Origin of the sequence: Sediminibacillus albus, assembly GCF_900101125.1 — a bacterium.
In the GTDB taxonomy this organism is placed as follows: Bacteria; Bacillota; Bacilli; order Bacillales; family Amphibacillaceae; genus Sediminibacillus; species Sediminibacillus albus.
The window spans coordinates 162,916-176,850 of sequence record NZ_FNFL01000005.1 but is presented as its reverse complement, the minus strand read 5'-3'; the positions used below and the strand labels follow the sequence as shown (position 1 = coordinate 176,850).

Sequence of the window (13,935 nt, the reverse complement as noted above, 5' to 3'; positions counted from 1 at the left end):
AAGTTAGTGGATTTTTAATCGTTTGGAGATGGAGAATTGATTGAGAAAACCCAATTACTTAAAGGCGTGTTAGAGGGAGCTATTTTAGGGATAATATCAGAAAAAGAAACATATGGTTATAAATTGCTTGATAAATTAAAACAAAACGGTTTTTTAATTGGCGACGGGAGTATCTATCCCTTGCTGCTAAGAATGGAAAAAAAAGAATTAATAAAGGGAGAAATGAGGCCTTCTTCAGATGGTCCAAATAGAAAGTACTATTCTTTAACAGAAAAGGGCGAGCAATCTTTATTAGAATTTAAGCACTTTTGGGATTCTGTTAATAAGGCTGTTAAAAAAAGTATTTATACAAAAGATGATGATTACAAAAATGAAACCATTTCTTAATGATTGTTCTAACTTATGAAGGCGCATCCAACTATATAAAGGATTATGGTCTAATCAGTGCATATTCATAAGTTAAATTATAGAAGGTGAAAATTTGAGTGTGTATTATCTTAAAAACAGATATAAAAACGAATTAAATGAAGCAAATCAAAAAACCTATGATCAATTAGATATGTACATACGAAATAGCAGGGTTGATTCAAATAGAGCAGATGAACTGTTACAGGAGATTTACCTTCATGCTTTAGAGGCGCAGAAAAAGGACCGACTATTAATCGATGTGATAGGAAGAAATCCAAAAGAATATTGCGATGAGCTTGTAAGGGAATTGCCTAATAATTCGTTCAAACAAACAATGAAACTATTTGTGTATATCTTTATTGTTTCCATTTGTATTCTTTTTATGAATAAAACAATGACGGGCAGCTTTTCCATATCTTTGCTTGACTTCATTCTTTTTCCTGTCCTTTGCTTCGGGTTAGTTTTATTTTCCAGATGGTTAATAAAAAAGAGAGTATATAAAAATAAGCGTTTATTCTTTCTCCCGGTATTCTGTTTAATCGTTTTAAGTTCATTAATAACAATTTCTATTGAGAAGTTAATCGATTTGGAGAAATTCGTCTATCAAGTGCCGCCGATATTGTCACTCGTTTTCACCTTTATTATAAGTTTCATCACGTGGAATATTCTGATTAAAGGTAATGGTTTTTTAAATAAAGTTTTCTCTTACAAAAAAGTTTAAAGGAGAGTGGAAAAATGAACTTATTGAATACATTCGCTGAAGCAATACAATTAGAATTATTTGACGATGTACAAGAGGCTAATAAATGGCTAAAATCAAATGCTGGAACGGAAGTTATCGACATTAAAATAAGTTCTTCTTCAAATAAAATTTTAATTATCTGGAAGGACCTTTGAGGAAGTATGAACTTTTTATCTGAGAAACAGCTTAACACAGGCTTGATACCGATATAATAAGGATGACCCCAAGATGCTTATAGAATGATATTTCTATGAGTATCTTGGTTTTTGTAAATTTGGGAGAAGAATTTACGGTGTGAAGGATAGCCAGAACCTCAGATTAATCATTTGTGATTAGCTACAAGCAAGAAATTTTTTATATTACCTTTCAACCCGCCAAAGTTGAATTTTTCTGTCTTCTCTCTTTATAATGGAAAACATTGCTGCAACAAGAATAGGGGGAGAAATAATTGGGAGAGAAAAGAGTATTTTTGCCGATGATCTTGCTGGCATTATTGCTGGCTGCCTGCAGTAACAGCGAAAACAGCGGATCAACAGAAAATGGAAATTCAGAAAATAAGGAAAAAGTAATACAGCTGAGTGCTCCCGGAGAGATACCGGGCCTGAATCCGACGATGGCAGATAATGATTTTAGCTTTGATATGATCAACCAGGTGTTTGAAGGGTTATACCGATTGGATAAAGAGGGAAAACCACAGCTTGCCCTTGCTGCCGAAGAGCCTGAGGTAAGTGAAGATAACAAAGTCTATACATTCACCATTCGTGACGATGCTAAATGGTCAGACGGCTCACCGGTTACTGCCGGAGATTTTGAGTATGCATGGAAAAAGGCTGTCAACCCGGATACAGCAGCTGCCTATGGACCGCAGTTTGAGGAAATTGTTGCGAATGCATCCGAAATTCTGGTAGGTGACAAGCCAGTCGATGAGCTCGGTGTGGAAGCATTGGATGAACGTACGCTGAAAGTAACACTGGAAAATCCGGTGCCCTTTTTCAAAGAATTGCTGACAACAGCGATTTTCTTTCCGCAGCCAGAAGAGTTTGTCGAGGAACAAGGCGACGAATATGCCAGAGACAGCGAGCATATCCTATTTAATGGTCCTTTTGTGTTAGAGGATTGGAGCGGGACAGATTCCTCCTGGACATTTGAAAAGAATCAGCAATATTGGGATAAACAAGCAGTTAACATGGATAAGATAGAGATGAATGTCGTCAAGGATACGTCCACCGCTGTCAATCTTTATAAAAAAGACGAATTGGACCGTATTGAATTGACGGGCGATTATGTCAATGAATATAAAGAAAGTGATAACTATCATACATTTCTGACTGGTGCGACGTCTTACTTGAAAATGAACCAGGGCAAGGATGGAGAAACAACTGATTTAGCCAATTTGAACATCCGCAAAGCGATGAATATGGCAATCGATAAACAGGAGATGGTCGATACCATTCTTAATAACGGTTCGATTGTAGCGAACGGGAACGTGCCAAAGGACTTGGCTGAAAATCCGGAAACAGGAGAAGACTTCCGTGCTGAAAATGGCGATCTTGTCCACTATGACGTAGAGGAAGCCAAGCAGTATTGGGAACAAGGGCTGGAGGAACTTGGCAAGGAGGAGCTGGAATTCACCCTAACTACTTCGGATTCGAGTACTTCCAAACAATTTGCCGAAAACCTTAAATATCAGCTCGAATCAAATCTTTCCGGCCTGACGATCAATGTAAACAGTGTGCCGCCAAAGGCCAGTATTTCTGCCAACGTCAATCAGGAATATGAAATGATTTTGACGGGCTGGAATGGAGATTATCAGGATCCGCTGACTTACTTAAATTTGTTCATCACAGACAGCCCGGGAAATCATACCGGTTATTCGGATGAACAGTATGATAAGCTGGTGCTTGGTGCGAAGTCGAATTTGGCAGATAAGCCGCAGGAGCGCTGGGATGCTTTGTTAAAAGCTGAACGAATGCTGATTAAAGACAGCGCTGTGCTCGTGCCGTTATATCAAAGCGGCAGTGCCTATTTACAAAAAGATTACGTCAAAGACTTAATAAAGTACCAGGTAAGCGCAGATAACTATAAGTGGGCAGACGTGGTACAGTAAAAGTCGTTCATAGCTTATCCCATACGGTGTATTGTATCGGAAAAAGCCTCTCCAATAAATGGCTGTTTTGCCCTGTTAATTCCTTGTATCTATTTCGCTTCAATGAGGAAAAGTAACAAGGAACGACCATCTAGGGGGTGAACAGTTCATGGACAAGCAGAGAGGTATGTGGATCCCGATCATCGCATCAGTGGGTATCGGTGCCGCGGCTTATTACAGCATGACAAAAGGTAATGGGCTGGGTAAAACCATTCAGTCATCCATGCCCATGATGGCAGGCATGACAGGACAAGGTAAAGGTAAAACTTCGCCAGAAGCTCAGAACCTTTTTTAGTAAACCCTTTAGATAAACAGCACCCTTCATGGGTGTTGCGGCTGCCGGGAAAGTCTCGGCAGCCTTATTTTTGGCCGTTTTCGAACTTTCAAACCGTGTGCGGACAATCAAAAAGAGGATAGTTCTCTTAAAATGAGAACTGTCCTCTTTTTTTGCTATGATCTAAATATCACATCAAACTTCGGTAAACCAGTTGTAAAATCTGCATGGACAGATAAATTTGCTAATGATAGTTTATGCTTTTCTAATACTCCTTTTTTCTCCTGTTTTGGCTGCTCGAAACATAAAGCAAAAGAAAACAATTCCAAAAAATCAGCATTTAAGCCATGATTATTTGACCTGTACTTTTTGTTATCGACATCTTTTTCTGTAACAAGAATAAATTCAGAACCATTTAGTGTCTCTACGAAAGCCTCCTTCTCCATATGATTTATTAAATTATCGTCATTTCCCTGAAAGGATAAAACTTTAGCACCACCAGCACAAGTGGTGTACAATTCTTTCAAATTGATTATATGTTTTTTTTGGACCAATTTTTTAGCTAAATAATCAAATTCAATCGAAAGGGTCGCTTGTCCCACCTTTTGATAAAGGTATCTATTTTTGGACAAATATACAGGTTCCATCCATGCGGAGTTATCTATAAGGAACGAAAACAAATGAGGAGCTAATACGTTACTTAAGTGAAGCAAATATGCCCCATGTGAATGGCCATAACCTATAAGCCTGCTATTGTCATAACGCATGCCGTTTTCCTCAAGTACTATTTTCACTGCCTCTAGGGCAGTAATTATATCTATCGATTGCATTAGGCTCATATCGTTAAAGTCTTTTATGTTTTCTTGCAAATCCGCCTGGACGGAAAATACTTTTCTTTTATCTTTCAGTAAAACCAATAACTTGGAAGGGTCTTGATTTATATTTTTTATTTCCTCTGGAGAAAAGACATTTCTCAGGGCTTGTCTGTCTGGAGCTTTTATTCTTTCTACTCCCTGCATGAATTTACTTCCAAAATAATCACATTGAATCGTTACTAGATTATATTCATCAGCGAACTGTTCTCTCATTTTTGTGTAAACCTTTGAGTTAATATTTGCACCAAAACCAGGAACAAATATTAACAGCCCAGTATCAGCGGTTACTCCATTTTGAGGGGTTGAAAATTCAATTTGTAATTCTCTTTCAGAATCATTTTCCTTTAAATAAATGTTAGGGTGGGCCGGTATGTTAATTGTATGTTGATCTGCCATTATAGTCCTCCAATATGTTTACTTCTAAGCTCTGATTTACCTATATTAAAATAGTATGAAAGCCAACGATATATGGAAAAAGATTTATTTATAGCTTAAAACTGCTTAAGTACAGCAGTCCTTATAATAGCATAAATTTTTAAAAAAGCACCCTCATGGGGGCGCTTTTTTATCTATCCGTAAGTACCCATTTCCTCTGCCAAACACTGCTTGGATTCAGGGTGTTACACAAAGGGATCTGGTACTTAGTTTCTGGTTATCAATCGTAGTCGTAGTCATCAAATCCGCCGCCAAATTGCTGCCCGCCATACGGGCCGTAGTGTCCATGTCCAGGGAAACCGCCGCCATGTCCAGGATAGCCTGGATAGCCGTGTCCGTGATGATGTCCATGGTGATGCCCGTGATGATGTCCGTGGTGGTGTCCATGATGGTGCGGCCATGGATGGTAGCCATAGTTTGGCTGGTATCCTCCCGGGCCACCGCCCCAACCCGGAAAAAACGGCTGGTTGTATCCAAATGGAAAACTGGAACCGCCTGGATAATTGTACGGCGGAAATTGTCTCATTTCTTCTTCATTAAACAAAATAAATCACCTTCTTTTCTGGGGTTAAAATATCCTATTGTGTAAACACCCAAAATGAGCTTATCCGAATGACAAATAGGCTGTTATCACGCAGTTGCTGAGGTAACTGATAAAGGTTCGTTCGCCCAAAAAGAAAGAAAAACCGCTTGAAAAACATTTCCTACTGGCTTACTATTCTGAAAGATTCTCCTATTTCCTCTACTTGCTGCTTTTACAGCTTGGACGGCTCTTACCCAGATGTAGTATAGTTATAGTAGGCAATTATGTGCAGAAGCTATCAAAATATATGCACATAAAAAAAAGGAAGGAGTATGTATCACTATGACCCAGCAAGCTTTTTTGTACAACTCCAAGATTAGTAAAGTCTTAAACAATATTCGCAAGGTAATCGTAGGAAAGGACGAACCAGCCACATTGAGCCTTGTAGCCTTATTGGCAGAGGGGCATGTCCTCCTGGAAGATGTACCAGGAGTAGGGAAGACAATGTTAGTCCGTACTTTAGCAAAGTCACTAGATTGCGATTTTAAAAGAATTCAGTTTACTCCGGATTTATTGCCATCTGATGTAACCGGGGTTTCTATATATAATCCAAAGGAATTGGAGTTTGAATTTAGAGGTGGACCAATTCTCGGAAATATCGTTCTCGCCGATGAAATTAACCGGACATCTCCGAAAACTCAGTCCGCTTTACTGGAAGGCATGGAAGAAAACAGTGTAACCGTTGATGGAAATACCATAGAACTTAAGCAGCCTTTTTTTGTCATGGCTACCCAGAACCCTATCGAGTATGAAGGTACTTATCCTTTACCGGAAGCCCAGCTTGACCGTTTTCTATTAAAACTTAAAATGGGTTACCCTACTGCTCAGGAAGAAATGCAAATGCTGCAAAAAACTTCTAAGGGCCATCCAATTCATGATGTCGAAGCGGTCATCAACAAGCAGGAATTGATTGCTATCCAAAGAGAGGTCAAAGAGGTTTACATGGACCAAAATGTGCAGCGGTATATTATCGACATCGTCACGGGAACAAGGGCACATCATGCAGCCTACCTAGGGGTCAGCCCCCGCGGTTCGATTGCTTTGATGAAAGCAGCCAAGGCATTTGCATACATTCATGACCGTGATTATGTCCTGCCCGATGACGTCAAATATTTAGCGCCTTTTGTACTGGCCCATCGGATCATCTTGACGTCGGAAGCTAAATTCGAAGGAATGACTGCCGAAGGAATGGTGGAGGAATTGTTGGAAAAGGCCTCCATCCCTGTTCGAAAGGAATATAGTTAATGAAAGGATCTCTTTCCTTAAGTGTCAAATTTTTCTTTGTCGTACTTTTATTTGCTGTGTTTTTTTCCTACGCTATGTTTCAAGGCGGGTTTGTCAGTTGGTTTTTGTTTTATAGCTTTCTTCCGATTATTGTTTATATGTTTTTATTGCTTGTTTATCCCATTTCAAACTGGGCTGTCACTCGCAGGATTTCAAAGCATATTGTCCAGGCATCGGACAATGTCACTGTTGAAATTGAGATAAACAGGCGGTTCGCTTTCCCGCTTTATTATTGTATAGTCGAAGAATATTTTCCGGCAACCCTGCAAAAAAAAGATACAAATCGGCTGAAGTTCCAGAACATGGATCAGCCAGACATATTACAGGAAAAGCGGGTAGTGAAGCGCGTGTCCTTTCCCTGGTTTAAGCGGAAATGGAAATATGAGTACACCCTGGAGAATGTACCGCGCGGCGAACATATGCTAGGTGCATTCCGCATCCGGACTGGCGACTTTTTTGGTTTTATAAAAAAGGAGCACATTTATTCTACTTCAAGCCGTCTGCTGGTTTTCCCATATGCACGGGAAATTTCCTTTAGGGAAAAAGTCAATAGCTTTGAAGAGGGGTCGGCGGCATCCTATAACATAAACGCCAAACATACCAACATCGTTACCGGAGTCCGGGAGTATATGCCGGGGGACCGTTTTTCCTGGATTGATTGGAAGACGACTGCTAAGAAAAATACCGTCATGACGAAAGAATTTGAACAAGAGAAGAGTTCGAATATTGTTTTGATTTTGGATGCTGTCCGTTTTCAAGGCCAAAGCCAGATTGCCTTTGAGGGAAGCATTGAGGTGGCTGGCTCCTTAATTGAGTTTCTGAAAAACAAGTCCTCCCAGCTGACATTTATCGGACTCGGGGAAGAGCGGGTGTTTTTTCCTTCCCAGGAGGATCCGGGCAAGAATGCGTTAAAACAGAACTATTTGGCCAAAGTACAGCCTGGTGGCAGCCGTCCTTTTTCCAAACAGTTGGAACAGGAAATCAGGAACATTCCACAAGGCCTAGTGGCCATGCTCGTTGTGAACAATTTCAGCAAGGAAACAATCAAACCTTTGGAGCGCTTGAAACGAAAAAGTAAGAAAGTCATGGTGTTTGTTATTAAATCATCTGCAAAACTAACGGAGGAAGATAAACGAATGATTCACCAATTATCAGCTGGCGGCGTCTCCGTGAATGTAATAACAGAGGACAAGTTACTACAGCAAAAATTAGAGGTGAGCAGCTAATGCGACTTACTCAAGGTGGTAATCGTCAGTTGTTGTTAAGAACCGTCATTTACCTGTGCGGATTTTTATTATTTTGGGAATGGCTGCGTCCGCTGGGTACGTTGACTGACACAGGAAGCCTTACCGTTTTTATTATTTACGCAGGTTTTTGCTTTTTTATTTCACTGCTGAATCTTAGATGGTGGCTGTCGATGCTGTTAAAACTGGCCGGACTGCTGTTTATTTTGGACGGCCTGTTTATAACAGAAACATTCTTCAGTAAAGGCTGGTTTCATCTTGTTTATTTGCATATCCAGTTTAATGCAGACATGATTTCTACTCAATACTGGACGCAAATCACGCCTTTATTCCGCAGCTTTTTATTTTTAATTTTATTATGGTTGATGAGCTATTTAATGTATTACTGGTTTGTCATATCTAAGCGTATTTTCCTATTTGTGCTGCTGACTTTCTCTTATCTGACGGTTTTGGACACTTTTACGACGTATGAAGCGGACGTTGCAATCGTACGCGCCTTTGCCGTTTCATTGATCGCCCTCGGTATCTCCAATTTTTATAAGGAGCTGGGAAATGAATCGGTAACCTTCTCCGGCTTGAAAAGAGTTTCGGCCTGGGTTCTTCCGCTTATTGGAGTTATTTTGTTTTCCAGCATTGTCGGATTTGCAGCCCCGAAGCTTGATCCGCAATGGCCGGATCCTGTTCCTTATCTGACTAGTACCTCGAAGAATGCAGGTTTTGGAGGCGAGGGTGGATCTGGCGTTCAAAAAGTTGGTTATGGCGAAGATGATTCCCAGCTGGGAGGTTCATTTGTCCAGGATAATTCGCTTGTCTTTCAAGCCTCTGTAGAAGAAAAGCATTACTGGAGAATTGAAACAAAAGATCTTTATACAGGCAAAGGCTGGGAAAAATCGGCCGAACCTGATTATAGCTTGACTAGTAACGGCGGCATATCAATAACTACATTTGAAAATACGGTAGAAACCGAAAAGAGAAAAGGGTTGGTTACCTTCGAATCGGATGCTTTTTTCTCTAAACTTGTGTACCCATATGGCATCAGCCAAGTAGATGGCGAGGAAGATGTCAACTATTTGGTTGATAATACCTTCGGTTCCATTGCTGTCGAGGCACCGGAAAAGCAGGGGATTGTAGACGAATACCAGGTCACTTATGACAGCCCGTCGTTTTCTATTGATCAGCTGGAGGCTGCTGGCGAAGAAGATCCTGCTGATATTGCTGACAGGTACTTGCAGCTGCCGGACAGCCTGCCGTCAAGGGTAGGCAACCTCGCCAGCCAAGTAGTCGATGATGAGGAAACCAGATATGATAAAGTAAAAGCGGTGGAGCAATATTTTAATCGAAACGGCTTCGTCTACCAAACAAAAGATGTAGCGGTTCCTGATCGAAACCAGGACTATGTGGACCAGTTCCTGTTCGAGTCAAAAGCCGGGTATTGTGATAATTATTCGACTTCAATGGTGGTCATGCTGCGGACGCTCGATATACCCGCCCGTTGGGTAAAAGGCTTTACCGGTGGGGAGCTGTCACCACAGACAGAGGGCGGCTCCGAGGGCATGAATGTATATAAGGTTACCAACTCTAACGCCCATTCATGGGTGGAAGTTTACTTTCCAGATGTGGGCTGGGTACCATTTGAGCCGACTCAGGGCTTTAGCAATCCTATCGATTTTTATCAGGAGGCAGACACAACAGAAGGCAGTACAGAAACGGATACTGACGCTGACACGGAAGAAGAGGAACGCCCAGGGAACCAACAGGAAGTCGGTGAAGAAGAGGATGAAGCGGCCAGTGCTTCTGGTGGCAGTGCCAATGCTTCCGGCGGATGGAGCTGGATGGCAGCGGCTGTCGCAGCTACAATTGCCGGAGCAGCAGGGCTGTTGTTTATTACCCGTTATCGTTGGCTGTCCGTGATTATGAAGAAAAAATTCCATAAAAACAAAAGCGCTAAAACGTATCAGGATGCCTATCTCTATCTATTGAAGGTGTTAAGCCATAAAGGGATTAAACGGAAAGAAGGCCAGACGCTGAGAGAATATGCTCAAGTTGTGGACCAACGATTTGAATCCCAGGATATGATCAGGCTGACCCATCAGTATGAGCGGATGTTATATAGAAATGATATTGATTCCACGCAATGGGGAAAGGTTACTGAATTGTGGGAAAACTTAATTAAACGCGCATTGTCTTGACCTACTATTTTTACGCTGATAGAATAGTAACAATTCAGCCAGAGCCCTTATGTCACAGGGCTGGAAAAGTTAGTAAATAATCTTCATATATCCTCGATAATAAGGTTCGAGAGTCTCTACCGGAGCGCCGTAAAAGCTCTGACTATGAAGGTGGGAATCAAACAGAAAGCACGTGTATTTTCTGGATTTCTGCCTTCCTTCGTTGGGAGGGCAGAAATCTTTTTTTATATATTGTTTTACTAGTAAATAGCTTCAGCCATACTGGTACGGAGCAATTTTTCAGTTTTTTCCATACAAAAAAGATGCCAGGTGCAAAGCAGTCCAGCATCGCACAAAGTGAAGGAGATGGATGGGATGGAAAGTAATGAAATGATTTTAGTTTTGGATTTTGGCAGTCAATATAATCAGCTAATCACAAGAAGGATAAGAGAGTTCGGGGTTTACAGTGAATTACACTCCCATCGTTTAACCGCTGAAACAATTAAAATGATGAACCCGAAGGGCATTATTCTATCAGGAGGTCCACACAGTGTCTATGACGAAAACAGCTTTCGCTGTGATAAAGAAATTTTTGATTTAGGCATTCCTGTTTTAGGAATTTGTTATGGTATGCAGCTGATGACACAGCACTTTGGCGGCAATGTGCGAAGGGCACAGGACCGGGAATATGGAAAAGCAGACATCCAGCTCGCCACTTCTTCTGTATTATTCAAAGAAACGCCAAATACACAGACTGTCTGGATGAGCCATGGCGATAAAGTGATCGAGCCGCCGGCAGGGTTTGCGATTGATGCAACCAGCACATCTACCCCTGTGGCAGCTTTTAGTAACCCGGAGAAGGACTTATACGGTGTTCAATTCCATCCGGAAGTGAGAAACACAGAATACGGCAATCACTTGCTAAAGCAATTTGTTTTTGATGTTTGCGGTGCAAGCGGAGATTGGACAATGGAAAACTTTGTGGATCAGGAAGTTGAAAAAATCCAGGCCAAAGTCGGCGATAAAAAAGTATTATGTGCGTTAAGCGGAGGAGTCGATTCTTCTGTTGTCGCAGCATTGATCCATAAAGCCATTGGCGATCAGCTGACATGTATTTTTGTCGACCATGGATTGCTCCGTAAAAATGAAGGAGACATGGTGATGGAGACATTTCGTGACGGCTTCCAGATGAATATTATTCGCGTTGATGCGGAAGAACGGTTTTTAAGCAAGCTGCGTGGGGTTTCCGACCCAGAGCAAAAACGGAAAATCATTGGTAACGAATTCATTTATGTATTTGATGACGAAGCAGAAAAACTGAAGGACATTGATTTTCTCGCCCAAGGTACGCTCTACACGGATATTGTAGAAAGCGGAACCGAGACAGCGCAAACCATTAAGTCGCACCACAATGTCGGCGGGCTGCCGGAGAACATGCAGTTTGAATTGCTTGAGCCTTTGAACACCTTGTTTAAGGATGAAGTACGTGCTTTAGGGATTGAATTAGGGGTGCCGGAGGAAGTTGTCTGGAGACAGCCATTCCCTGGTCCTGGTTTAGGTATTCGTGTCTTAGGTGAAGTAACCGAGGAAAAAATCGAAATTGTCAGGGAGTCTGATGCCATTTTACGGGAAGAAGTGAAGCATGCTGGGTTGGAAAGAGATATTTGGCAATACTTTACGGTGCTTCCAGATATCCGTAGTGTCGGTGTGATGGGAGATACCCGGACCTATGATTATACAATCGGCATCCGTGCAGTCACATCCATCGACGGCATGACATCTGACTGGGCCCGGATTCCCTGGGAGGTGCTCGAGAAAATCTCGACCCGAATAGTTAACGAAGTCGACCATATCAACCGAGTCGTTTATGATATTACGAGCAAGCCGCCAGCTACGATTGAGTGGGAGTAGGCTGAAACACGAACGATAAATATTTTTTTATAAAAAATATTCGTTTTTGTTATTGACGAATCGTCGAGTCATTAGTATGATAATGAATGTACTTTTTATAAAAATCATATAGGAATAGAAATACCGTCGTATAATTTTGGGGATAAGGCCCATGAGTTTCTACCGGACTACCGTAAATGGTCTGACTACGCTGGTGAATTGCAAATGTTATTTGTGTTTGTAATTTCCTGTGAAGTTAATCGGTAGCGCTCTTGGTATAAACCAGGAGCGCTTTTTTAGTAGATGTTATTCCGGTTCCGTTGGAGACGGAAGTGGAGGGGAATACGTTTAGCGACGGAAAATAGGGGAGGAAATAACCGTGAAAAAGTTTTTTCGCTTTGAAGAGCTTGGCACCAATTATCGCACCGAGTTTATTGCTGGATTAACTACGTTTTTATCGATGGCTTATATTTTATTTGTCAATCCGGCTACACTGGCTTTAGTAGGAATTGAAGAACTGCCTCCAGGTGTCACGAGGATTGACCAGGGTGCGGTGTTCACAGCAACAGCGCTGGCGGCCGCAGTCGGTACATTGATTATGGGCCTGCTTGCTAAGTATCCAATCGCATTGGCGCCAGGCATGGGATTGAATGCCTTTTTTGCCTATACGGTGGTACTTGGATATGGAATCCCATGGGAAACCGCTTTGGCGGGTGTACTAGCTTCAGGACTTATTTTCATCGTTTTAACTCTAACAGGACTGAGAGAAAAAATTATCAATGCGATTCCTGCCAATTTAAAGATGGCAGTTGGCGCAGGGATTGGGCTGTTTATCGCTTTTATCGGTTTCCAAAATTCAGGCATTGTAGTGGGAAACCCGGATACAATGGTAGCGTTGGGAGATCTGACCAATCCGAACACACTGCTCGCCGTCTTCGGGATAGTCGCTACTGTCATTCTGCTTGCTTCTAATATTAAGGGCGGCGTCTTTTACGGAATGATTCTAACTGCGATCGCTGGTATGATTGTTGGCTTAATCGCACCGCCGACAAGCATGGGCGATGTTGTCGGGCCAGTACCAAGCCTGGCTCCTACTTTCGGACAAGCGTTTAGCCATTTCGGTGACATTTTCACGATCCAAATGCTTGTCGTTATTTTAACGTTTTTATTCGTGGATTTCTTCGATACCGCTGGAACGTTAGTAGCGGTTGCGACGAAAGCAGGATTGATGAAAGAAAATAAATTGCCTCGTGCAGGAAAAGCACTGTTCTCTGACTCCGCTGCAACTGTTGTAGGTGCGACATTGGGAACATCGACTACCACATCGTATGTAGAATCTACGACCGGCGTAAGTGCAGGTGGAAGAACCGGGTTTACGGCTGTCGTTACAGCAGCATTCTTTTTATTAGCACTATTGTTTTCGCCGCTGTTAAGTATTGTAACGTCAGCAGTTACCGCGCCGGCCTTGATTATTGTCGGAGTATTGATGTGTACAACCTTAAGGCAAATTGAATGGGACAGATTCGAAATTGCTGTGCCAGCCTTTTTGACCATCGTAACCATGCCATTAACTTACAGCATTGCCACAGGGATTGCCATCGGCTTTGTCTTCTATCCGATAACGATGCTCGTAAAAGGAAAAGGCAAAGAAATCAACCCAATTATGTATCTATTATTTGTTATCTTTATCTTGTACTTTATCTTCTTAAGTTAAATAAAAAAAGAGCATTGCCCACGGGCAATGCTCTTTTTTAAAGTAGAATATTTAGCTTTGTGTGGAAGTCGCTCCACTTTGTTCGGGAGATGATCCGCTTCGTCTGAAAATCGCTCTACTTTACCGAAGATGATCCACTTTAGGCGGAAATCGCTCAACTTTACCCGGAAGG

General features: G+C 41.8%; 12 protein-coding genes and 2 riboswitches. Of the genes, 10 read left to right on the top strand and 2 right to left on the bottom strand.

The genetic code is table 11. The features are described 5' to 3' along the window. The first annotated feature begins 36 nt into the window (after positions 1–36). The 5 genes from BLR93_RS13870 (at position 37) to BLR93_RS13855 (ending at position 3,591) form a co-directional block, all read left to right on the top strand. Positions 37–387 carry a PadR family transcriptional regulator gene (locus tag BLR93_RS13870; protein WP_093215735.1) on the top strand — a complete coding sequence of 117 codons (351 nt, stop codon included), beginning with the start codon at positions 37–39 and terminating at the stop codon, positions 385–387. Positions 388–481: 94 nt separating this feature from the next. Continuing rightward, positions 482–1,129, top strand: coding sequence for a hypothetical protein (locus tag BLR93_RS13865; protein ID WP_139184429.1), 648 nt, complete (start codon positions 482–484; stop codon positions 1,127–1,129). Positions 1,130–1,143: 14 nt separating this feature from the next. Then, positions 1,144–1,305, top strand: coding sequence for a hypothetical protein (locus tag BLR93_RS18125; RefSeq protein ID WP_175559375.1), 162 nt, complete (start codon positions 1,144–1,146; stop codon positions 1,303–1,305). Positions 1,306–1,625: 320 nt separating this feature from the next. Beyond that, a complete protein-coding gene (locus BLR93_RS13860; RefSeq protein WP_425440951.1) occupies positions 1,626–3,257 on the top strand; it encodes a peptide ABC transporter substrate-binding protein in 1,632 nt (543 codons plus the stop codon). A gap of 148 nt (positions 3,258–3,405) precedes the next feature. Beyond that, positions 3,406–3,591, top strand: a complete 186-nt coding sequence (locus BLR93_RS13855; RefSeq protein ID WP_093215727.1) for a hypothetical protein — start codon at positions 3,406–3,408, stop codon at positions 3,589–3,591. A 155-nt stretch (positions 3,592–3,746) separates the two neighbouring features. Here the strand turns inward: BLR93_RS13855 and BLR93_RS13850 are convergent, their stop codons facing one another. Then, positions 3,747–4,841: a DUF2920 family protein gene (locus BLR93_RS13850; protein ID WP_093215725.1), complete on the bottom strand. Its 1,095-nt coding sequence runs from the start codon at positions 4,839–4,841 to the stop codon at positions 3,747–3,749. Between the two features lie 259 nt (positions 4,842–5,100). Then, on the bottom strand, positions 5,101–5,424 hold the full coding sequence (locus tag BLR93_RS13845) for a hypothetical protein (protein WP_175559374.1): 324 nt from the start codon (positions 5,422–5,424) through the stop codon (positions 5,101–5,103). Between the two features lie 321 nt (positions 5,425–5,745). Between BLR93_RS13845 and BLR93_RS13840 the strand changes: the two genes are divergently transcribed. From BLR93_RS13840 to BLR93_RS13820, 5 genes are all read left to right on the top strand, one after another. Next, on the top strand, positions 5,746–6,708 hold the full coding sequence (locus tag BLR93_RS13840) for an AAA family ATPase (RefSeq protein ID WP_093215722.1): 963 nt from the start codon (positions 5,746–5,748) through the stop codon (positions 6,706–6,708). Further along, positions 6,708–7,973 carry a DUF58 domain-containing protein gene (locus BLR93_RS13835; RefSeq protein WP_093215720.1) on the top strand — a complete coding sequence of 422 codons (1,266 nt, stop codon included), beginning with the start codon at positions 6,708–6,710 and terminating at the stop codon, positions 7,971–7,973. Before BLR93_RS13840 ends, BLR93_RS13835 begins: the two co-directional genes overlap by 1 nt. Then, positions 7,973–10,180: a DUF4129 domain-containing transglutaminase family protein gene (locus BLR93_RS13830; RefSeq protein WP_093215717.1), complete on the top strand. Its 2,208-nt coding sequence runs from the start codon at positions 7,973–7,975 to the stop codon at positions 10,178–10,180. The genes BLR93_RS13835 and BLR93_RS13830 overlap by 1 nt, the downstream gene beginning before the upstream one ends. Positions 10,181–10,243: 63 nt before the next feature. Continuing rightward, positions 10,244–10,345, top strand: a riboswitch (purine riboswitch). Positions 10,346–10,534: 189 nt separating this feature from the next. After that, on the top strand, positions 10,535–12,070 hold the full coding sequence (guaA, locus tag BLR93_RS13825) for a glutamine-hydrolyzing GMP synthase (protein ID WP_093215715.1): 1,536 nt from the start codon (positions 10,535–10,537) through the stop codon (positions 12,068–12,070). Between the two features lie 106 nt (positions 12,071–12,176). Continuing rightward, a riboswitch (purine riboswitch) is annotated at positions 12,177–12,278 on the top strand. 150 nt (positions 12,279–12,428) lie between these two features. Next, positions 12,429–13,763, top strand: a complete 1,335-nt coding sequence (locus BLR93_RS13820; RefSeq protein ID WP_093215712.1) for an NCS2 family permease — start codon at positions 12,429–12,431, stop codon at positions 13,761–13,763. Positions 13,764–13,935 lie beyond the last annotated feature (172 nt).

Bases quoted from the DNA above. Each gene is read 5' to 3' on its own strand.
- BLR93_RS13860 (WP_425440951.1), top strand. From the start codon at position 1,626: ATGATCTTGCTGGCATTATTGCTGGCTGCCTGCAGTAACAGCGAAAAC.
- BLR93_RS13830 (WP_093215717.1), top strand. From the start codon at position 7,973: ATGCGACTTACTCAAGGTGGTAATCGTCAGTTGTTGTTAAGAACCGTC.
- BLR93_RS18125 (WP_175559375.1), top strand. From the start codon at position 1,144: ATGAACTTATTGAATACATTCGCTGAAGCAATACAATTAGAATTATTT.
- BLR93_RS13835 (WP_093215720.1), top strand. From the start codon at position 6,708: ATGAAAGGATCTCTTTCCTTAAGTGTCAAATTTTTCTTTGTCGTACTT.
- BLR93_RS13855 (WP_093215727.1), top strand. From the start codon at position 3,406: ATGGACAAGCAGAGAGGTATGTGGATCCCGATCATCGCATCAGTGGGT.
- guaA (WP_093215715.1), top strand. From the start codon at position 10,535: ATGGAAAGTAATGAAATGATTTTAGTTTTGGATTTTGGCAGTCAATAT.
- BLR93_RS13850 (WP_093215725.1), bottom strand. From the start codon at position 4,841: ATGGCAGATCAACATACAATTAACATACCGGCCCACCCTAACATTTAT.
- BLR93_RS13840 (WP_093215722.1), top strand. From the start codon at position 5,746: ATGACCCAGCAAGCTTTTTTGTACAACTCCAAGATTAGTAAAGTCTTA.